The organism is Psychrobacter sp. ASPA161_9 (assembly GCF_051970275.1).
Lineage (GTDB): Bacteria > Pseudomonadota > Gammaproteobacteria > Pseudomonadales > Moraxellaceae > Psychrobacter.
Window position 1 is genome coordinate 103291 of the sequence record NZ_JBEFNI010000003.1, and the last position, 23239, is coordinate 126529.

Annotated in this window: 13 protein-coding genes; 2 read left to right on the forward strand and 11 right to left on the reverse strand. The window is 41.4% G+C overall.

Annotated features, from left to right (window positions below):
• Positions 1 to 38 precede the first annotated feature (38 nt).
• Together ACTQ9S_RS05045 and speB are read right to left on the reverse strand one after the other, a co-directional pair.
• Positions 39 to 1772, reverse strand: coding sequence for a 5-guanidino-2-oxopentanoate decarboxylase (locus ACTQ9S_RS05045; protein WP_440454147.1), 1734 nt, complete (start codon positions 1770 to 1772; stop codon positions 39 to 41).
• A gap of 114 nt (positions 1773 to 1886) precedes the next feature.
• Positions 1887 to 2855: an agmatinase gene (gene speB / locus ACTQ9S_RS05050; protein WP_068035022.1), complete on the reverse strand. Its 969-nt coding sequence runs from the start codon at positions 2853 to 2855 to the stop codon at positions 1887 to 1889.
• A gap of 329 nt (positions 2856 to 3184) precedes the next feature.
• On the opposite strand from speB, the gene ACTQ9S_RS05055 reads away from it, so the two are divergent.
• The gene (locus ACTQ9S_RS05055) at positions 3185 to 4099 is read left to right on the forward strand and encodes a LysR family transcriptional regulator (RefSeq protein ID WP_440454149.1); all 915 of its coding nucleotides are present in this window, start codon (positions 3185 to 3187) and stop codon (positions 4097 to 4099) included.
• A gap of 139 nt (positions 4100 to 4238) precedes the next feature.
• Here the strand turns inward: ACTQ9S_RS05055 and ACTQ9S_RS05060 are convergent, their stop codons facing one another.
• The 6 genes from ACTQ9S_RS05060 to ACTQ9S_RS05085 form a co-directional block, all read right to left on the reverse strand.
• Entirely contained in the window at positions 4239 to 4577 is a 339-nt protein-coding gene (locus ACTQ9S_RS05060) for a RidA family protein (protein ID WP_440454151.1), read from the reverse strand.
• Between the two features lie 64 nt (positions 4578 to 4641).
• Entirely contained in the window at positions 4642 to 5889 is a 1248-nt protein-coding gene (locus tag ACTQ9S_RS05065) for an NAD(P)/FAD-dependent oxidoreductase (RefSeq protein WP_440454153.1), read from the reverse strand.
• Between the two features lie 339 nt (positions 5890 to 6228).
• A complete protein-coding gene (locus ACTQ9S_RS05070; RefSeq protein WP_440454155.1) occupies positions 6229 to 6387 on the reverse strand; it encodes a hypothetical protein in 159 nt (52 codons plus the stop codon).
• A 203-nt stretch (positions 6388 to 6590) separates the two neighbouring features.
• Complete coding sequence (locus ACTQ9S_RS05075) at positions 6591 to 8030, reverse strand: GW dipeptide domain-containing protein (protein WP_068035014.1); 1440 nt, start codon at positions 8028 to 8030, stop codon at positions 6591 to 6593.
• Between the two features lie 33 nt (positions 8031 to 8063).
• On the reverse strand, positions 8064 to 10274 hold the full coding sequence (locus ACTQ9S_RS05080) for a LysM peptidoglycan-binding domain-containing protein (RefSeq protein ID WP_440454157.1): 2211 nt from the start codon (positions 10272 to 10274) through the stop codon (positions 8064 to 8066).
• Positions 10275 to 10464: 190 nt separating this feature from the next.
• Positions 10465 to 13290: a contractile injection system protein, VgrG/Pvc8 family gene (locus ACTQ9S_RS05085; RefSeq protein WP_440454390.1), complete on the reverse strand. Its 2826-nt coding sequence runs from the start codon at positions 13288 to 13290 to the stop codon at positions 10465 to 10467.
• Between the two features lie 389 nt (positions 13291 to 13679).
• Between ACTQ9S_RS05085 and ACTQ9S_RS05090 the strand changes: the two genes are divergently transcribed.
• Entirely contained in the window at positions 13680 to 18344 is a 4665-nt protein-coding gene (locus ACTQ9S_RS05090) for an AAA domain-containing protein (RefSeq protein WP_440454159.1), read from the forward strand.
• 53 nt (positions 18345 to 18397) lie between these two features.
• On the opposite strand, the gene ACTQ9S_RS05095 is transcribed toward ACTQ9S_RS05090, so the two are convergent.
• From ACTQ9S_RS05095 to surE, 3 genes are all read right to left on the reverse strand, one after another.
• Complete coding sequence (locus ACTQ9S_RS05095; RefSeq protein ID WP_440454161.1) at positions 18398 to 20584, reverse strand: ATP-dependent helicase; 2187 nt, start codon at positions 20582 to 20584, stop codon at positions 18398 to 18400.
• Between the two features lie 240 nt (positions 20585 to 20824).
• Positions 20825 to 21622, reverse strand: a complete 798-nt coding sequence (locus ACTQ9S_RS05100; RefSeq protein WP_440454163.1) for a LysM peptidoglycan-binding domain-containing M23 family metallopeptidase — start codon at positions 21620 to 21622, stop codon at positions 20825 to 20827.
• Between the two features lie 166 nt (positions 21623 to 21788).
• Positions 21789 to 22694 (reverse strand): 5'/3'-nucleotidase SurE, encoded by a 906-nt coding sequence (gene surE / locus ACTQ9S_RS05105; RefSeq protein ID WP_440454165.1) that lies wholly within the window; start codon positions 22692 to 22694, stop codon positions 21789 to 21791.
• Between the last annotated feature and the right edge of the window lie 545 nt (positions 22695 to 23239).

Genomic DNA, 23239 nt, shown 5'->3' on the forward strand with positions numbered 1-23239 from the left:
TTGAGCGACCAGACTTTTGCATAACTAGCATCAGCTCATTAACTAAAGCAGGTGAAGGTCTTACCCATTTCAAAAAGAAAATCATCAGCCTCATCAATCTCATAAATGACAGGTTGTTTACCTTTGATGTCTTCTTGAAATGCGTCTAGCAGTTGCTGTTTGTCTGTAATTCTACGATAACCAGCACCAAACCCTGCTGCTAGCGGCTCAAAGTTAGGTGTCTTAATATTAACCCCAATCAATGGTAATCCACCTTCTTCCATATATCGGCGAATCTCCCCATAACCTTGGTTGTTCCATAATAAGACAATCAACGGTAGCTCAAGCTCAGCCGCGCAGATGAGTTCTGCAATGGTAAATTGAATACCACCATCGCCGATTAGGCTAATGACAGGAAGCTTCGATCCAATCATTGCGCCAATCGCGGCAGGCAAGCCATAACCTAACGTGCCAAACCCAGTCGATGAGTTAAACCACTTACGGGTCGCCAGCGCCTCAAAGCCAAGATTGCCACTATAGACCGGTTGGGTCGAATCACCAACGAAGATGACGTCTTTTACTTCATCTCTAATTAGTTGAAGCAGTGCATTTTGTCCAGCAAAGTCTGGCGTCATAGCTTCTATTAACGCCTGCTTTGCCTCGATTACTCGTGACGCTGCTTGATGATTAAGCTGATGACTTTCTAAACGTGTACAGAGGCCGCTAATAGCCATCTGTGCATCAGATAGTACAGCGATATCCGCTCTAAAAGGACGTTGCAGCTGCTGAGCATCGCAGTCAATACGAATGAGTGTGCCGTTGATTTGGAACTCGCCATTAAAGAAGACGTCGTAATCGGTCTCACCAAGCTCAGTACCAATCGCCAATACCAAGTCCGCCTCGCTAATAACGGCGCGACCGGCGTCTAATGACTGATTGCTACCCAAACTCAAAGGATGACCAGGTGGCAATAAACCTTTGGCATTAATGGTCAAAAATGTCGGTGCATCGATAAGCTCTGCCAATTTTTGCGCCTCATGATCAACATCAACGCAGCCGCCACCGTACAATACAACTGGATTTTTTGCACTTTTTAACTGCTCAACAATCAAATCCAATTGTGCAGGATTAGGCAGCGGTCTCATGACTTGTGGTCGTGTTAAACCTTGAGAATCAGCTTGGCTTTTTGCAGAGCCATTTAAATAAGGTGTTAAATCAGATGGCTTAGCGACATGACTAGCATCTGCGGTAATCACATCGATAGGCAGCTGGATATGGACCGGTCCTGGACGCGCCCCATTAAATAACGCAAAAGCTTCAGCGATGACCTTAGGTAATGACTCAGGTTGCCAGATAGTTTTACTCATGAGCGCAACCTTGCTAACCATGCCTTGTTGGTCGTGCAATTCATGCAAGTGCCCTTCACCGCTACCCGTATCTTTAACTTTATTGACACTAGATATCACTAGCATCGGTATAGAATCTGCTAACGCTTGCGCCATAGCAGTCATGATGTTGGTCATACCAGGGCCGGTAATAATAAAGCACACCCCGACTTTACCAGAGGCACGGTAATAGCCGTCGGCCATAAAACCTGCACCTTGCTCGTGACGCGGTGTCACGTGGCGAATATTAGTATTAGGCAGACCACGATATAACTCTACCGTGTGTACACCTGGAATACCAAATACGGTCTCAACTCCATAATACTCTAGCCATTGCACCAGTAGCTCACCGCAGGTCAGAGGCGAAGTGATTGGCAATGAAGAAGGCGCTTGCGTTGATTGCGTCATGAGTAGATCATCCTAAAAAAGTTCAATAGCAGTTAAATAATTCGTTCAGCGGCATAGCAAAAATCCCCTTTATTCTCATAAAGGGTGATTTATTATCTATATCTTGAGTTGCGATTAGTAGACTGCTTTGACTTTGTCGTCATAACGTACGCCTGGCAAGATACATAACATTTCGAATAACAAGTTCGCTGCTAGCACAGAGGTGTTACCAAACGGGTCATATGGCGGTGACACTTCTACTAAATCCCCACCAACCACGTCAAGGCCACGCATACCACGAATAATCTCGATACCTTGAGTTGACGTCAAGCCCCCAATTTCAGCAGTGCCCGTACCAGGCGCAAATGCTGGATCAATACCATCAATATCGAAACTCAAATAAACAGGACCGTCACCTAACTTTTCACGCACCTCTGCCATCAATGGCGTCAGCGACTTATACCAGCATTCTTCAGCAGGCACAACACGAAAGCCTTGTTGGGTTGACCAGTCGAACTCTTCGGCACTATAGCCAGTACCGCGCAAGCCAATCTGTACCACACGGTTGCCATCGATTAAGTTTTCCTCAACAGCACGGCGGAACGGTGTACCATGAGCAATTTTTTCGCCAAACATATCATCATTGATATCAGCATGAGCATCGATATGCACCATACCGACAGGGCCATGTTTTTTGGCAAGCGCACGTAAAATAGGCAGTGCAATCGTATGATCGCCGCCCAAGGTTAATGGAATAGCGCCATGATTCACCACTTTTTCTGTATAGAACTTTTCGATAATATCGACGCTTTTTAGCAGGTTAAAGGTGTTGATAGGCACATCGCCAATGTCAGCGACTTGCAAAGATTCAAAAGGAGCAGCGCGAGTGGCAACATTATAAGGGCGAATCATGCGTGATTCATCACGAATTTGTCTAGGACCTAATCTTGCACCGCTGCGGTTTGATGCGCCAATGTCTAAAGGCACCCCAACAAAAGCCACATCCAGCCCTTCAGCATCAGCTTGAGTCGGCAGGCGCATCATAGAAGCAAAGCCGCCAAATCTTGGCATATCATTGCCACTTAGTGGTTGATTGAATTTCATAAATCACATCCTTGTTTCAGTTTGTTTAGAATAGGCAATTTTTTATATGCTTCGACAATACCTAAATATATCAGCGTAGACCATGGTAAAATTCAGAAGTAAACTTCTAAAATTTCGTAGTAAAGAAGATTTAACCGTTATTATTAGAAGTTTGGTGAATATAAAATTACTTTTAAAAACGATGATAAAATCTAAACATTTGATAAGAATACCATTTATTCGTTAATGTGCAGTGAGCAACAGTAATATGTAATAGGTGTTCTAAAACTACCTGACCTTTAAAATACTCCCATTCCTATACACTTAATTTTTATATAGCGTGAATATAAATGCTCGATGAACTTATAAAAATAGACATAAAAACCCTACGTAGCTTTATGGCTATCGTAGAGTGTCAGGGTGTGACGGCCGCTCAATCACGGTTAAACGTTACCCCCTCTGTTATTAGCGGTCACTTGGCACATCTAGAAGACAGACTGGAGATGAAACTCTGTCATCGTGGCCGTGCTGGATTTAAGCTTACAGAAGATGGTATTGCCGTCTACGAGGCGTGCTTGAGCTTTACTGAGGCAGTTGCCAGCTTCCAACATCAATTGCATTATATTCGTCAATTAGATTCTGTTCGTGGTGGCCATATTCGCTTATGTTTGATAGATCAGATGCCAACGATTTTTTATGACGCCTTACGCCAGTGTCTCGCTGCTAGCTATCGTGATAATCCATTGATACATTTCTCTATCGATGTGCAGAGCCCTGAGAGTATGCTCGACAAGCTTTTGAGTAATGAAAGTGATATTGGCGTGGGCTATTTTGGCAGTTTTCCGCCTTTATTAACTTTTAAACATGCCTTTATTGAAGAGCAAGTAGTCTGCTGTGGACGCGAGCATATATTATTTCATGAATCAGAGGGCCTGACTTTCAAGTCTTTAGAACAAAACTACCCATGGATTAAAAGAGGATATATTACCGATGTCAGTATCAATCATATTCGCCCAAAAATATTAAGCGCTACTACCTATCAAATGGAAGCGACTGCGCAGCTTATCCTTGCAGGTCATCATGTTGGCTACTTGCCTCGTGATCTAGCAATGCGCTATGAAGAGATGGGACTGATGAGAATATTACTGCCCGATGAAGCAAGTTACGAAGTTAAGCATCACTGGGCCTATCGAGAAAACCTGCATAAACACGTGGCTGATTTTCTGGAACGAATGCTTAGGCTATTAACTGAGCAAACATATTAGTTTAGTGAGCTCGCTTTCGTTAAAACTCCTTCGATAAACCTATCGTTTTATAAAAACTTGACGCATAAAAGCCCATAAAAAAGGAGACGATTTTAGTATCATCTCCTTTTTATTTTATGCAAATATCATGTAAAGTTAATTACTCAGCAGCGATAGCTATCATCTCAACCAATAGCTCTGGACGTGCCAATGCTGACTCACCACAAGCACGAGCTGGTGGCTGTATGCCTTCAAACCATTTATCCCATACTTCATTCATCGCAGCAAAGTCTGACATTTCTTTTATCCAGACCGTCACTGATAGTAGCTTTGACTTATCACTGCCCACCTCTTCTAACAGTGTTTGTATTTTCTCTAAACAAGTCAGTGTTTGCGCTTTGATATCATCTTCCGCATTGCCCACTTGACCACATAAATAAACGGTCTGGTTATGGACAACAATTTTACTCATACGTTGATTGCTATGTAGCTTTTTCATCGTATTTCATCCTTAATTTATTAAAATATTTGAATCAGTGATGACTCAGTTAAAAAACAATAGCTTAGTTAGAAAAACGCTGGGCGCTAAACGGCTCAACATCAACCACGACAGGTTTGTTATGTATCAGCTCTTCAACGATACGCCCCGTCATAGGCCCTAGGGTGAAGCCTTGATGACTGTGACCAAATGCAAACCATAGTTTTTCATGTTTATGTGCAGGCCCAATGACCGGCTTCATATCAGGCATACAAGGACGTGATCCTGCCCACGCTTCACTCTCTACCGCATCTTCTAATGGTAGAATTTTTCTAGCAAATTTTAGTACTGTTTTTAATTGTCCAAAATTCTTTGGCGCATCCATCGTCGTCATCTCAGCACCAGTGGTAATACGGATACCTTGCTGCATTGGCCCCATGACAAAGCCTTTATCCATATCAAACATACTGTGATTGATATTATTTTTATCAGTCACTTTAAAGTGCTGATGATAGCCACGCATCGGGAACAACGGCAAATTATAGCCAAGTGGTCTGATCAAATCATTAGACCAAGGTCCGGCAGCGATGACTAACTTATCACTATAATAAGTATCGTTATCCGTGATGACTTTCCAGCCTTCTCCATCTTGCACGATTTCTTTTACATCGCTCTCTTTGATCGTACCCTGCATATCTTGGAAGTTTTTTGCATATGCTTTTACCAAGGCGCTTGGGTTTGATACTTGCCATGAATTCAACCAATGAATCGCACCGACAAAACCATCAAAATTAGCGCTAGGCTCCATCACTTTTAATTCTTCAACGTTCAATACGTTATGCTCAACCCCTTTCTCACGCGCAGCGATGGCTGAAGCAATGGCCTCTTTAAAGGTGTCTTCAGAACGATGCAGCTGTAACCAACCATCACGGGTGATAAGTTCATCAGCGCCAGACGCCGTAATCATGGTCTGATGCTCGCTGGTACAATGCGCAATCAGCGTCTGCCACTCTGCTTCGATCTGCTTAACAGTCGCAGGCGCAGAGTACTTCCAATACTGCAATAACGCTTGATGATAACGCAAAATTGCTGGTATACGATAGCGAATATCAGTACCTTGATTAGGCAATACTCTAATCATTTCAGTAATTTGGCGCGGGAAAGGATGCGTATGAATTGCTTCGCGCTGGATCAAGCCAGCATTACCATATGAGGTCTCTGACCCTGGTAGTTTTTTATCTAACAACAACACCTGCGAACCGTTATTTTGTAGATGCCACGCAATCGATGTGCCAACCATACCAGCACCAATAACAATAACCTCATAGCGCATAGAATATCCTTTCCTGATAGGTAGTAGAGTCTTGCTTAATAGGGGGTGATAATAACGCGAACCTGACAATTAATAAACCCATATCTGACGGATTTTTTCGTTATCAGATACTTTTGGTTATAGGCATCTAATAAGAGGTAAATTGGTAGGAATAATAGGGTCGTTAAATGAACATTTAATGCGGAATTAGACTTTCAAACTATGAAATTAGTTAACTAATTGCGCCTTTCTTATTACTTCCTCGGTATCAGAGGTCATTCCATATTGAGTGACACCAGAGATCCAGCCACTGTGAATGTCATTTGCGTTGATTTGAGAGTGTCCCAGACCGCCGCCATGTCATCTTGACGATGATCCCCCTTGTAGGTTATGTCTGTTGGATAGTCCTGCGTCACGGGCAGTGATGTCGTTATCATCAGTGTCGCCCATACCGATACCGTCATAGAGGCTGCGGCTGATCACCGGACTGTCTTTGTCGCCATACCAATGGTTAAGCAAGACATAATCTATATATAGTCAGCTGGAAATAAAACTGTTATATGTATTTCAACGTGCTACTGGTATAAATTTTCCTTGCTGGCTGCTTGTGTATACTTCACAGAGCTTACGCAAAATTTATCCTTGCAGCACTCTACCGTTTTAGAGTGCCTCGACTATAGCCAAGCCAGAAGCGCGGATATAGACATTCTTAGAATAGAAAATTAGTTTAAAACTGGACTCAAATTACGCTTATCGATCCAACCAAATTTAGTGCCGTTTTTATAAGAGACTTTTACCCAGTCTTCATTTTGATCAAAAGCTTCGATCGAATCACCTTTGATATAATAGTTTGGTGGAGACATTGATTTAAAGCTCTTGGACAGTATTTCAGCTCTGTCTGTTTTAACGTGATATTTTATTGGTAACGGAGGACACTTCTCTTTAAACTGTGCTTGAGAGTAGTTTGATGACTTGCCATATTTAAATTCAGATAGAGCAAGTTTATTATTCTCGACACAGTAGTAATCTTCTCCTGTGATAAGTGTACCGTCAGAGACATATTTTGAGATTATCCATTTATTGTCTATACGGTTAAAATAGTATGATCGATTAGCGTTTCCACGGTTAGAGAAATAATTCTTTAATATAAATCCAGAACGGTTGGTACGAGGATATATATCATAAAAAAACCAACCTCCATCGTCGGTATAGTTTGATGTATTCAGACTTAACTTATATTTACCATTTTTATCTCCAATCAGAACGAAAAGTTCATCACCTTGATGTAGGTTTAAATCATTGCTAGCATCATTAATACGACTAATGATCAAGTCGTCCATACCATCTGCATTAACATCGAAAGTAAATATTTCAAACTGATCTTCTGCCAAGCCCTTTTTGATTTCCTGTAAAGATAGCGATCCATTAAAGGTGAATTCTTCAATTGTGCCATCTATATTCCACGATTTAGAAATACCAATTTTTTTACCGTTCTTATATGTAATATCATAGATATAAATATTAGGATGTAACGAATATTTAACATAACAACGACCATTTTCGACGCCGTGGCTATAAGTGCATTCGCCTGTCAGATCACCCTGCTCATTCCAACTCTTAGTTATACCGTGCAAAACTCCATTAGAATAAGGATCTTCGCTTCTTTTCTGTCCATTTTCAAAATACTCCATCCAAATCCCTATCGGCATATTATCTTTATAGTGTGATTCTATTTTTTTATTGCCAGACTCAAACCATACGGTTCTCGCCCCCTCTCTTGGATAATAATTATCAGGATGAGCGACGTCCTCGTTATCGGTATACTCAAGATGGCCATCTGTCAAAATGTACGGATCAGTAAATTTGACTCCTGAGATAAAAAAGTCTTGCACTAAATAACTGTCATTCGGTAGCTCTTTAATGAGAACTCGATAATAGTACGCATCAGACTTAGAAGATTTTTCAAGACCCCATAGATCGTGAACACCCATATACAAGATGATCTTTTTTTTGCCGTTGCTGTTATTATTAATACTATGTACATCAGCCGTATTTATAGTTTCTTCATTACTTTGTTGAGATTCTGGAGAGAATGATTGTGCATTACAACTAACCATAAAAATCGGTACTATTAATAAAAAACACTTTATAAGACGGCTCATAAGTTGATACTCTAAAAAATAAATGATGTTTAACTATCTAGTTGATCCTTGTGCCCATCCATGCCAAGTGATCCCTAGTGCTTCCATATTAGCCTCACTTTTCTGAGGTGCGTTTTTTTGAGTGTTTGCAATAGGTGAATATGCTGTTGGAACATAGAATTCATATTGACTGATTGGACGAACATCAATACTTAGATGATTGCTCTGATTACCACCAAGCCTATAAAAATGGGTTCCATTGGGATGAGTTGCAATGACCAAAGCCACATGACTTGAATGATTTGATCTACTCATATAACAAGCGATAGCTCCATATATAGGTTTATCAATTTCTGTAAAGTTTACTGTATCTCTTCTAAACCCATCTGCTCTTACAACATCATATGAATCGCCCGTGCCACTAACCTTTGTAAAATTCGTTTCTTGCAAACAGTAATTAATAAATACAGCACACCAAGCTTGGCTACTTGTGTTCATTGTATTATAGCCAGAGGGTGTAAAATTAATAAGTTTAAAATAATTATCTGTGTCATCAATTCTATGTTCAGGTGTATCAATCCACTGCTTTCCTTCACGAATAGCTATTTCCATCCATGGAGCAATTTCAATATTCGTTTGTTCTACCTCTGGCCTGTGTACTCCAGTACTTACGCATTTAGAAGGATAGTTAAATAACTCTTTTAGAAGTCTAACATTTGTTCTTCGATGTTCTATACCATTTTCCCAACCATTGATTAGATATGTCAGCAAATTAACTTTATCATTATCTGCTACAAGATTCATATCTACAGTTCCATATGTAACGCTACCTTCTATGGTTTCAGTTTTTGGGTAGTCTATATCCTCGTCCTCTATACTTGCAGGCCTTCCACCTGACGGTCCTGTCCATCTTGAAGAGTTACTTAATACTTTGCCTTGTTTCCAAAACCAGCCTGAAACATCACACGACACTTCTAAAGATTCGTCAACGAGACTAGGATCAGATATCACATCTAAACCAGAATAACTTTTATATAGCTTATAGTTGTTCTTCCAAGTCAATTGTATTAGTCCACGACCTTTATATTTTGGACCATCACCCATTATAGTATTGCCGTTTTTAATCGCATCTTTATGTTTGCCAGGGTTATATTTGGTTCCATCTGAAAACTCTGTTGTTGTTGTAAAATAAGCTGATTCATGATGTGCTTGTGCTAAGAAATGAATGCGTCTTATACATGTATTAATATCATACTTTTCCAATATCTGGTTTAAATATAAAGTAAAACTTTCAAAGTTTCGTTCAGCTGGATTCAACACACATTTACTATGCGCAAATAACGCTGTATTATTTTGTCCATGTAGCGCCTGGAATATGTCTTCTAATTCACTAAGAGTTAGCTCTCTATTACAACTACAATCACCTAGTTTAGTAGTTACCTCTTTTGGCGATCCATCATCTCCTGCATTTGATTTTTGTTCTGTATCAACACGGTTTTTATTTCTACTTGCTTCAGAAGATTCACTTGCAGACAAATCATTATTATTTGAACTATCACTAGTTTTAGGCGTTTGCTCAGTAGCCTCATGATCTCTACGTACAGCATCATTTAAATCTTCAAACCCTTCTCTAGCTACTTCATTGATCCAATCAATGGTACTTTTTGCAGCATCTTCTACAGTATCAACAGCATCCATCACTGTATCTTGGAATCTATCAAATAGTCTTTCATCATCCTCAAGCGGCGGGGTTACCGTGGGTCTAGATGTAGGTTGCACTGTCTGTGAATCACTACCCCGTAGCCTAATCGTTTGTCCTATCTGTAACTTAGTAGGATCAGTAATACCATTTATACGTTGTAGCTCTTCGACCGATACGCCACTTCTTTGTGATATGCCTGAGAGCGTTTCACCTCTTTTTACCGTATAGTCGGTTTGAGATTTTAAAGAGTCAGGCTCGTCATTGGTACGTCCACGTAAACCGCTGTTTTCTGGTGGAATTTTTATCCATTGATCAGGGAGTATCTCGTCGGCGTTATCTATTTTGTCTTTATTTAAATTAAGCAGTATTTGCCATGTCGTATCGTACTGCTTAGCAATACTATATAGCGTCTCACCGGGCAACACTTTATGAGGTTTTCTGGTATATGAACCACCAGTTTCTGCAAGTTCTCGAAGTTTAATCGTTTGAATAGAAAAGGGCGCTTGAATTCTGATATTACCTTTTCGAGTAGGTACAGGAATAGAACGTTGAATATCAACCATCTCATTAGTCAGCGGATGACGGATACTGATATTTAGTACCGTACCAGACGATCAGCTTATCCAAGTACCAAGACCATCACTATCAGAGCGAGCACTACTAATAAGCTGTCTTAGCTCTCTAATTTCATGGTACAGATTAGATAAAGGTCTATTCATTAAATCAACAAAGCGGAGTTGAAATAGAATGCTTTTAGGTTGACTCATCATTATTCTCCTGATAAGCGTTTTGATTTAGAAGATAGTCTGATCCGTTGTTATCGTCTTTATTGGGCTCTTCTATTCCATCCTCTTCATCAGGTTCAAATTTAACTCCCCACTCTGCATCTTTAAAGCCGATTAAAACCTTAACCTCTTCTTCTTTATCGCTAATTACAGGAGCAGTACGTCCATGCGCGTCTAACACTCCTTCTATCAATTGCCCATCAGGACGTAGCATTTGAAACTCAATGTCCTTAAAGTTGTGCTGATAAAACAAATCATAAACATCCAGCTTGTTACTAAACAGCGGAACGGTCTCCGGCATCATAGGTACAGAGTAATTAGCCCTTGCTCCAGAGACGAGCGCCTTCTTCACCGCCTGAATCTTAATCGTCCCAGGACACACCAGCTTAATACCACTCTCATCAATGGTCAGTGACGCTCCTGCAGAGGTCTGAAACTTAATGCGCTTAGGACTTGAGATATTTACCTGACCTGACTCACTACCAATCGTCATCGACTGCTGACTGTGCAATTGCAACTCACCACCTTGTGCCTGTATTGCCACAGGCCCCGTATTGGCACTGATATGTAAACCCGATAGTTGAGCTTGACCACCAACTCCTGCTAATGACTCGATACTGTCTGCGCTCAGATTATAGTTACCTGCCACCACATCCGACTGCGTGCTGCCTGATTGCCGTATGATCGTCTTTGCTGTCCATAGGGTATTGCTTGCGGAGGCAAGGATGCTGTCTTTACTGACCAGCATCACATCGGGCGCACCAATTACTTCGGTTTGTAGCGTGTCATCGATGACTTGTGCTGCTGTTTTAAAAGCGTCTATCGATTGATTAGCGGTCTTCATAGCTTTCGTCGACTGCAGATGCACGTGCTTAGCCTCTGCTAGGGTCTCGGTTAGCTCAGATCCCAGTTTCAGCTGTCGTTGCCCCACGTCATTAACCCAAGCCGACTCGTGCTCAGACTGTGTGTGCCGGATACCAAAGGTGGAAAGTAGAACCCCTTCGTCTGCTGTTGCTTGCAAACCATGATCACTGGCAAGGTTAATACCCTGTCCGCTGGTTGTCGATTGATGGTTGCTATAGCGATGACGCAATACGCCTAATTCAAGCACATGCTCATCAGGAGCAAAGGTGGCTTTGTCTGTTGTCGTTGGGGTTTGCGCATTGGCACGACTAGCGGTATTGACCGCCCACTGCATGCCGATTTGGTTTGGGGTGTCATCAAAAAGAAGTGCAACCTCAGAGTCAGAAGTCAGTCCGTATTGGGCGATGCCTGATATCCAGCCTTGATGACTATCGTCGTCATTAACTTGCGAGTGACCCATCCCGCCACCATGCCATCTTGGCGATGATCCGCCTTGTAGGTTATATCTGTTGGATAGTCCGGCATCACGGGCAGTGACATCTTTGTTATCGACATCGCCCATGCCGATACCGTCAAACAGAGCGCGGCTGATCACAGGGCTGTCGATATCACCATACCAATGGTTTAAAAGGACGGATTGTCCAAGCCTTGGGACAAACTGCCAGCCGTGAGTTGCGCCTGAGGACAACTGCAGGCTGCGCAGTGGCGGCGTCGTTCCATCATCATGCGGGCTGATACCTGCCCAGACCGGGGTGGTGATGGTTTGTTGTAGACCGTCATCTGTGACACTAGAGTCGTAACTTGGCGAGGATGAAGTACTGGTATCGCCTGTACGAGCTTGGGTCAGACCTGTGTAGCTACTGCTGACAAAGGACTGCTGGCTTGGATAAGGAGCGTAGGTAATGGAGGATTCTAGCAAGACGGCTTTCACCCAAATACCTGTGTCACGAGCGATGTCGTAGCCATGCTCGGGTATGGCGCTAAATGCTGTTTGCGCTGCTTGCTTAGTGGTACGCGTAAGCCAGTCTTTTATCAGCGCTTGGTTGTGGTAAGAGACGCTATCACTGTTAGGTTCGATACCGACGATAGTCATGCTGGTACAGTATGTAGATAAACGACCGATAGAAGGTAGGTTATTGATGCTAACCCGGCTACCGATACTTAGGCCACGCATGGCACCTGTGGCGCTATAGTATTCTCTATTGCAACCATTGGCGCGTACCCATTGCTCAGCTAAGCGGCTGGCAGATTCGTCGCTATATACTCGAGATGGTGCCCCTAATAAGACAGCAGTATCATCTAGTGCCAGCTGAGAGTCGTCATCTGCCACGCCTTCATAGATAGTATCAGTGGCGAGTCCATCGGCACGTACCACCACTGTGCGAGTGCCTAATTGCTTGGCGATCATCTGTAGCTCGTCAACAGAGTCTGTACCAGACTGTACTGAAGATTTCTCGTAGCTATAGTCAAGTGGTGATAACTCATTCTCGTCTAGCGCACTGACTAAAGACCAATAGCCCAACTCATCCACAGAGTCACCTGATACCCATAATGTAGAGACCCCGATGTCGGCAAGCAAGCCGGTAATAAAGTCATAATCGCTGACATCAGACTGCATACGCATAGCAAGCTGTGTGGTTAATTGCTCTAATGAGAGTAGTTGCTCTGAGAGCTGCCTGTCAAAGTCGTAATCGCTAAGGATGCTGGTGAGGATATCCAAGGTAGATTGACGGGTAAAGCTGCGGGTATGAATGGACTGGGTCAATTGCCAGTCAGGGGTGACGATATCAAGGGTGTAAAATTGCATGGCCCCATCAGAATGCTGATAACGAATTGCCTGAATGACGCCTGTCCGACAAGTAGGCATCCGATCTACAGATAGCGTGGTTAAGCAGACAGGTGTGCTGATTAAAGATAAACATGCGTCGATATCTAAAAAATTATACTGAACACTAGTATGTGACTAAAGGAGCTTTGATTGAGGTTACTTGTCCAGAAAAAGGCACTTGGATAAAGGAAAGTAGTTGCTAAAATGTCACTGCCAATACTGAGTTGGTGGAGACGACCAGTTTGTGAGGGCATAAAAGAGATTCTCATCATTGCGACATTAAGAGCAAAACTGATAGATTACCAACAAAAGTCACTAAACTATCCTATGAGAAAAGTATAGGGTTTATTGAAATATTGTCAAGTATTAGTAACTATGGACACACTTATTAGGACATAAAAGTTTGATTTTAATTTCTGTGCTATAGTTTGGTCTTTGTATTTTCAGTGAAGTAATCGCTAATATTTTTGATGATTTGGAAGATTTAATAAATGATTATTTACGCACAAAGACTGGCCTCTCAAATTGAATTCATTAAACAGTGTGCTTTAATGAAAAAAGCGCCTACTCAAGATTTTGCTAAACACAGTGATTTCACTTGTACTGAAGAACAAACGATAGGCTTGCCAGGTATCAGTCTGAACATCACCGACGATACCTCCGAGGACGTTTGGCTTCGTTTAGAGCGATTGCGTGAAAACTCAGCACCTAAACCCAACAGCTCACTATTAGCACATTGGTTAACATTTCCAATCAAATTTAGCGATCAGCCTTTATTGAAAGAAAAAATCAATGTACAAAATTTAATAGATGATGGTGTTATCGCTTATGAAGAAGCATTCACCCCGTTTGAAGTCGAGGATAGCCATCAGGATAAGACATTAGAAGTAGAAGAAAAATTATCAGAAAAAGAAGTTTATCTAAAAGATTTTCCTGAAAGAGAATCTTTAAAAAATGAATTTAATGATTATCTCAAAAATATTTGGAAGCCTTGGCTAGTGCAAGAGAAGCTTGTACGCCAAAGTATTGCTTTATATGCAAAGTTATTTAAGCTCAATCAAATGCTACAAGGCAACCTAGCTGATGAATCGCTTGAGCTGGTTTGGGGTGTCGGTGTTGCTGTAAGACAAAACGCTAATAATGAGCAGAATAGCGGGCAAATAAAGTATCCATTATTAACACAATCTGTTGAAATCGACTTAGATCAAAAGACAATGGCTCTACTTATAAAGCCCAACCCCTCTCCTTCTACGCTTGAGACTGAACCTTTTTCTATTGATGAGAACCAAGGTTTGGCCAATCTATTAAAAAACAGTAAACAATTTTATGAATCAGAGGATGTTTTACTAAATCCGTTTTTGCCAAGTAGCTATGAGCCTATTTTAAAATCAGCAGTGACCTTGCTTGATGCTTCTGGCGTTTATTGGCCTGACCATACCATTGCAGATGAGCGAAAAATACCTAAGGCGCAAAATCATCTTATCGTCACCGATACATGGGTCATTATGGCGCGCCCTAGAAGCAATAATATATTTTTGCAAGATTTAGATAAATTCGCCATTCAGCTTGAAAATAGCGATGACCTTCCTTTACCAAATGCTCTTATAGCAATGTTGACTGAGCCTGCTACAGAAGATAAAGAAATCATACTACCCCCTTATCGTGGTCTATCTATGGTCAGCGGCAGTGAAAATTATACAGGCACGCCAGCTGAGCTATATTTTCCTAAAGCATTCAATGATGAACAAGTACAAATCGTACAGCAACTAAATGTCCATGACGGCGTTGTCGTTCAAGGTCCTCCTGGTACAGGAAAAACTCATACCATTGCCAACGTTATTTGTCATTACTTAGCGCTGGGTAAACGCGTGTTAGTCACGTCGATGAAAGATCCTGCATTAAAGGTGCTGCAAGAAAAACTGCCTGAATCCATTCGCCCGCTAGCGGTTAGTCTACTGACCAGTGAAAATGAGGGTTTAAAACAGTTCGAATATACGATTAAAAAAATATCAAGTGAAGTTGCGAGTATCAATCGAGATGCCTACAAAAAAGAAATCGTCATGCTTGATAATCAAATCGATACCATTCATGCGCAACTGGCTAATACTGACAATAAGATTACGGCTTGGGCGCGCTTAAATCTTGATGATATCGTTATGGATAGCGAAACCATCAAGCCCATAGATGCAGCGACTGAGGTTGCTCAAAACAGGCAGCTTATCGAAAGCTTTTCAGATACATTAGGCATAGAAGAGACGTTTAGGCCTCGATTTACTCATGCCGATATGACTGAACTAAGAAAAATGAGAATAAAGCTCGGAAGCGATTTAGATTCTCTTGATAAAGAAATACCTGCTGTTGCAGACTTCCCTTCTATCAATACCGTAAAACAACTGCACAAAGATTTGAGTTATCTCAATGAGTCGCAAGCAGCTGAAAAGCAAGGAGCGCTACCAAGCTTAGTAAATGACAGTGCTAGCACAATAAATATTGCTCAGGAAATCACTGCTAATACATCTCGTTTAATTGATCTTCTTCAAAAGATTGCAGCGGCTGGGCAGGATTGGACGACTCATATTCAGCAGAGCTTAGCTGATGAGACTAAGCAAGACATCATCGCTCATCTAACTGTACTCAACGATGAGATTAAGTCGCTTTTTAATGAGAGAACCATTTATTTAACTAAACCTATCACGATGGCTGATGGTTTTGATAAAAATCCAGAGCTTGTTGACGCGGTCAAAAACTTATCCGAAGGCAAGAAACCATTTGGTATCGCTGGGATTTTTGGTAAGTCTGCTGAGAAGAAAAGCCTTGAAGCTATCACGATTGTCTCTTCGCAACCCTCAACTGTAGAGGACTGGCAATATATATCCAGCTTTATAGCGTTTAGAAGAAAATCTCAGGCACTCATTATTCGTTGGAATGCATTATCGAATGACCTACCCCTACCAATATTCGATGTAGCACCTGATAACTTGTCTAATTTAAATTCAGCCGTTCATTTATATAGAGACATTGTCGATAGCAACAACCTACAACACATTATTAGACAAGCGTTACATGCTATTTTCTTGGACTGGGATATTATTTCTACCGCACCTTATAATAAGGATATTTTAGTTAAAATTGAAGGTATTCTTAAACAACATTTGAAGAGACATGGTTTAGCAGAAAGTCTCACGCTAAAAGAAAATTTACTTAATAAGCTTGCTGACTGTAATGGCGTCATTAGTGAACAAATAACGCTCTTTTTAAATCAGAAAATCGGTAATTTGTCGTTGTCAGATGAGGCATTAAGTACGGAGTGGGAAGAGCTACTCAATGAGCTACAGCGAGTAAATAATCTTGCAACAGACTTACAGACGGTCACTGCCGTTACTCAGCTTATCGACGACAGTGGCGCACTACTCTGGGCAAATCAATTGCGCCATGAGCCTTGTCTTAATTCTCAAGATACGTTGTCATTTGATACACTGTCATCTGATGACTTGCTGCCTGATAACTGGCAGCAGATTTGGCGTCTTAGCCGATTGATGGGCTTTATAGACAGTATAGATGGTCGCAAAGAGTTGGTTGATTTAACCAAAACTCGTAGCCACTTAGAGTCAGATTTGGCAAGACTCTATCAAGAAGCAATCACCAAAAGAGCATGGCTAAAAGTCGCTGAGAATGCGACGCCAAACGTTAGAGCGTCTTTAGAGAAATACCGCTCTGCCATTATGCGTATTGGTAAAGGGACAGGCAAAGGCGCACATTATTATCGCCGTGAAGCGCGTGAGGCCTCTGCGGGAGCAAGTGCGGCTATCCCTTGTTGGATTATGCCGCATTATCGTATTTCTGAATCCTTGCCAGCAGAGTTTGGTAGTTTTGACTTGGTTATCATCGACGAAGCGTCCCAATCTGATTTAACAGCGTTACCAGCCATCATGAGAGCGAAGAAAGTTCTAATCGTTGGTGACGATAAGCAAGTGTCACCAGAAGGCGTTGGTCTCGATATCGAAAAAATTCGTAATTTGATGGCACAGTATCTCAGCAATCAAGTGCCTGTTTACCGCTCACAGATGTCACCTGATCGTTCAATATATGATTTATTCAAAGTCGTTTTTGCCGATAGCAGCGTCATGTTAAAAGAGCACTTTCGTAGTGTTGCGCCTATTATTGAGTTCTCAAAACGTGAATTTTATAATCATGAGCTGATACCGTTACGTAAAGCCAAACCTTCAGAGCGCTTAGATCCACCACTGATTGATGTATACGTTACCGACGGCTATCGCATTGAAGGCTCTAATATCAACCCTTCAGAAGTCAGGTTTATTGTCGATGAAATCAAAACCATCGTTTCTGACCCAGCTTACAAAGGTAAAACCATCGGCGTCGTCTCATTATTAGGCAATAAGCAAGCGCATAGTATTATGGAGATACTCAATAAAGAATTGGATGAGACTCTCATGACCACTTTTGATATTGCCTGCGGTGATGCGAGAACCTTTCAGGGTAAAGAGCGCGATATCATGTTTTTGTCGTTGGTAGTGGCACCCGGAGCTGCCCATGCACAAACGAGAGACACTTTTGCCCAGCGGATGAATGTTGCTGCATCGAGGGCGCGCGATAGAATGTATTTGGTACGCAGTATTGAGTTGGATGAGCTTAGCCAAGCTGATCATTATCGAGCAGAACTCATCAAACACTTTCAAGCACCATTTATGCAACATGAAGAAGAAGTCATTGATTTGCGCGATAAGTGTGAGTCGCCTTTTGAAACAGAAGTCTTTGACCTTCTGGTTGAAAGAGGCTATCGAGTGGTTCCTCAGGTTAAAGCAGGTGCTTACCGAATTGATATGGTTGTCGAAGGCGAAAACGACAACAGCCTAGCCATTGAATGTGATGGCGATAGATATCATGGACCTGACAAATGGAACAGCGATATGCAACGTCAGCGTATTTTAGAGCGTGCGGGCTGGAAATTCTGGCGCTGCTTTGCGTCCACCTTCGTCACTCGTAAAAGTGAAGTCATCCAATATTTATTGGCAGAACTAGAGCGTTTAGAGATTTACCCAATCACTACCGACACAGCATATAGTAGCTCATATGTTGAATCTAGAGTCGTCACTACTGTTGAAGAACCAATCATTGATATCGAAGCTGATGCTTAAGCATATAATGCTTAGTTAAAATATTAAAAATGGTGGCTGTATAACCTTAACGGTCACCACCACACCGGATCATCACTCGCCAGCATCTCTAAGGACTTCCTAGAACGCTTAACCTCAACTTCATCTGCAGACAACTCAGCGATAAATCGTGAGGGCTTGTCAAAATACCCTGAATAACTGGCAAAATAATCTGGCGCGGTTAGATACAGTCTGCTCTTAGCACGGCTACAGGCCACATAGAATAATTTTCGCTCCTCTTCTAACTCCTCAAAGTCATCTAAAGAGCGATGATGCGGCGTGATACCATCGACTAATGAATTGACAAACACCACTGGCCACTCTAGCCCTTTAGCACTATGAATGGTCGAGATAGTGACTTTGTCTTTATCGTTTTCCTCAGGCTGACTGGTCGTTGCCACTGAGTCATTGGGCGGATCTAATGCCAAATTTTCCAAGAAATTATCAAGACTACTATGCTCTGTTGCCAAGTTTTTGAGAACGCGAAAGTCCTCGCTACGCTCACGCCAGTTCTCTTCAATCATTTTTAAGACAGGAATATAAAACTCTAAAATATGCTCAATAATAGTCTCGACTGATTCTGCCTGACTTGCCTTAGTCAGAGTATGATACAAAGGCTCAAGTTGCCCACTTTTTTTGGCAAACTTTGCCGTCAGCAATGGCTTAAAAGAATTATTATCAGCATTAATCGCTTGAGTCAAACGCGTCGCAGTCACTGCCCCTACTCCTTGAAACAAGGTCAAGATTCGATGCCAAGCAATCGTATCATTGGGGTTATAAATAATTTTGATAAAAGCTAAGACATCTTTGACATGACGGCGCTCAACGAACTTAATTCCGCCTACCACGATAAATGGAATATGACGTTCCATGAACTCTAGCTGGACGTAGTTAGACTGAAAAGACGTGCGGCACAGTACCGCAAAATCGTTGTAATCCTGATCTGGCTTTAACTCTATGATCTTATCAGCGATATATTTCGCTTCTTTCGTTTCATCGCTGGCGCGGCTAAAGATGGGCTTGTTGCCCACTATGGTAGCGTTTGAATAGAGCTGTTTTTGATACCCCAAAGTAATTTGTGCTGACAAAGCATTGATATAATTTAAAACAGCAGGCGTACTACGATAGTTTTGCTCAAGCTTGATGAGCTTAGCGTCAGGATAAGTTTCGCCGAACAATAGAATATTTTCGTAATTAGCACCGCGAAAAGCATAAATACTTTGGTTGTCATCCCCGACCACCATCAACGATACCGATTCAGGCTCGCAAATCAAATCTATCAGCTGCTTTTGCGGGATATTAGTATCTTGATATTCATCGACCATGATGTAGCGATATTGGTTTTGTAGTAATTGTCTAAATGTGTCATTGGTCTTTAAATGGCGCACGACTTGGCTAATGATGTCATCAAAATCATAGAGATGATTGGCACGCTTATACTCATGAAAATCGACTGCTAATTGCTCGATAATGGGAATATGTACGGCGATATCAGGATAATTACTTTCGATTAAATCGCGGATATGAATGCGTCTATTTCTAGAGGTGGAGATGATATTTTGCAAGGTCTTTTTACGAGGAAAGGCTTGGCTTTTGGTTTGCGCAGGATACTTTTTTTCTTTATGAATTAAATCGATCGCATCCTCGCTATCGCCTGTATCCAAGATAGTAAATCGCGGATTAATACCAAGCAGCCCTGAATACTGGCGCAATAGCATATTGCAGAATGAGTGAAAGGTTCCACTGGTGATATCATTTAACGCTTTACTGGTTGGTAGTATATCTTCTGATAATTCATCATCAGACAAAGTATTATTTAGCAGCGTCTTAGCGCGACTCTTAATCTCATTCGCCGCTTTACGAGTAAAGGTTAGTAGCAAAATGCTTTTGGGTGTCACCCCATTTTCTAACAAATAGCTGGTGCGATAAGTCAACGTTTTGGTCTTACCAGAGCCAGCACCTGCGATGACCAATACCTTGCCATCGATAGTAGTGGCTGCTAACAATTGGTCAGGATTTAGCTCACTGGCATAGTCTACTTTTAACCCTAATTCACCATTCAATCTTTGATTAAGCAGCTCGATATTTGCATCGTCATCAGCGTCGATTAGATTGGCCTCGAGCTTTTTTATCGCCTTTTCAAGACGCGTAAGCTTAGGCTTAATCTCCATAAAGTTCTGCGGATAGTTATAGCTTTGCGTGTCAAAAATCGTGGTAGTCATTGCAGGATATTGCCTTTAATTTTGAGTAAAAACTGTCTATTTAAAATTATTGAATTAAAAATGGTACTTCGTTAATAGGTTGTATATTAAGTCACTTTTAATGACCTATAAAAAAACCTGTCACTATTTTTCATAAGGCTTTGCAACGATATGAAAAGTAGTGACAGGTTATAGATATGCAATAGGCTTTGAGCTCCTATTACTCAGCTTAGACTAAATGACACCTAAGTTAAGCAATATTTAACGACCTAAGACTGCACGCGGATCGATAGGATTACCATTCAAGCGCACTTGGAATTGCAGTGCTACTTGGTTGGTCTGGCCGCTGCTACCCATACTGGCAATACGTTGACCGAGCTGTACTGCTTCGCCTTCTTTGACGAGTAGCTGGCTGTTGTGCGCATAAGCGGTAATGTAATTGCCACTATGACGAATCATAATAAGATTGCCATATTCTGTTAGCCCATCGCCAGAATACAGTACCGTTCCACTTTGGCTAGCAAGTACTGGATCACCTTCTTTACCAGCAAACCACATGCCCATGTTGCCAGATGAGGCATCAAAATTGCGGATTACTTGGTTACGGCTAGGATACTCGTACCCTGCTGTCGAGTTAGCAGTTACCTCATAAGCAGGAGTTGAGCCAGTCGTAGGCGGTGGTGTGTATTGCGGCTGCGGAGTCGATGGTGTAGCAGCAACGTCATAGTTGTTGTTACTAGTAGGACGTACAGGCGCGCTTTGCTCACCGTGCCAAAGCTTGAGCCATTGACCACTATAGATAGTATATTTACTATCGAGACCGTTAAGTGCACCGATTTGACGATAATTTAAGCGATAACGTGAAGCAATTTGACTGACAGTATCGCCACGTCTGACAAGATGATAGTTAGGTACACCTTGGCTATTGGTGATGATTTTAGGACCTGATTGTGCAGAATTTTGATAAGTAGGCTTAGTCGCACAGCCTGTCATCGCAATCGCTAGAGTTCCGACTAAAGCAGCAGTCGCCAGCTGCGACTTAGAAATAAGCTTTTTCATACAAGGTTTCCTATTCTTTATATTACTCACGATTATCGTGTTGTTATCTTTACAGTTTATAGAGTTATACCGCCGCTATTATAACCATAATATGGCTCTATTTATAGAATTTGACTCTATTTATAAAAACAGTACTTCTAATATTAAATATCAATATATGAGCGCCTTACAAGGCTAAGGTCGAGAGTCGATCAAGCGCATAAGTCGGCGTATGATGCAGACGAACAGGTGATAAGCTAATGTAGCCTGCTGCGACGGCTTGAGCATCAGTATAGACAACTACGCTATCGTTATTATCTGTTATCGATTGATTTTTAAGCTCAAGGCTGTTTATACCTAGAGGCTTATATCCATTTATAGAATCATCATTAAACGTATCGATAGAAGCGCCGCTATACTCTTCGGTTTGCGGATTTTGGCAGTTTTTTAAACACAACCAATAGGCATCACGGCCACGTGGATCCACTATCTGATGTACAGGGTTTGCCAGTAGACTATGTTCTAGAGTCGTGACCTTACGTCCCTTAATAGCCTCAGCCGTGTCTACATTAGGAATATTGACGTTTAGTACATGATAGGGCAAACGCGTGATTTCTTCCAATATAGGGGTTTCAGTCAATAGTTTAACGATTTCTTCTGCTGCCATTTGATAATGACTGATTTTATCCTCTCCGTTACCCTTGATTTTACCGCCTACTAACGAGGTTGCAATCGCTGGTACGCCAAAGAGTTGGGCAGTCAACGCCGCACCAAAAGTACCTGAAAAAAATACCTTTTGCCCTAAATTGTCTCCAGAATTAATACCTGTAATCACACAGTCAAACTGAACATCTGAATAAAGCTGATGTAACGCAAGATAAACACAATCTGCAGGTGAGCCATTAACGGCAATAAACCCTGATGGCAGCTCGTGGGTATATAATGGCTGTGAGATATGGAGCGAGCTTGCGCTACCGCTCTCTTCTGCATTTGGTGCAACGACCATTACCTCTCCTACTTTAGAGAGTGCTTGATATAACGCTAATAATCCTGGCGCATGTATCCCATCATCATTACTAATTAAAAACTTCATATCAGCTCAATATAATCATATCTTATTTTCTAGCTGCTTATTATTTTCTAGCCGCTTACTCGCTTACTATAGTTTCATTGCTACTGTTCATATGACTTATCAATATAGACAGCACAATGTAGCAATGCTTTGATGTAAAAGATAGTTTTGGTGAGCTAAAGCGCAGCAGATAAATATAGATATAGATATAGATATAGATATAAAAAAGTAAAAAATAAAAACGTTGTATAAATACAATGTCATTTGAAATACAGTTATCAGCGTAATAATAGTTATATTTAATGAATACCTATTCATAGATAAGTAAGTCAATAGCTAGTCTATGTGTATAGAATCACTTGATATATAGAATCACTATATAACCTTGAAAGCGATTATAACTTAATAGTGGACATTCATAAACTAACACTTAACTTCTTACCTTAAAGTCAAGTATAATCAATCAGTTGCAATTGCACCTACAAATGCTTGATGACTCCTTTAACATTACAAAATCCACCTTTGTGGATGTATATACTGATACTGATTGGTCACCATTTAGCGTA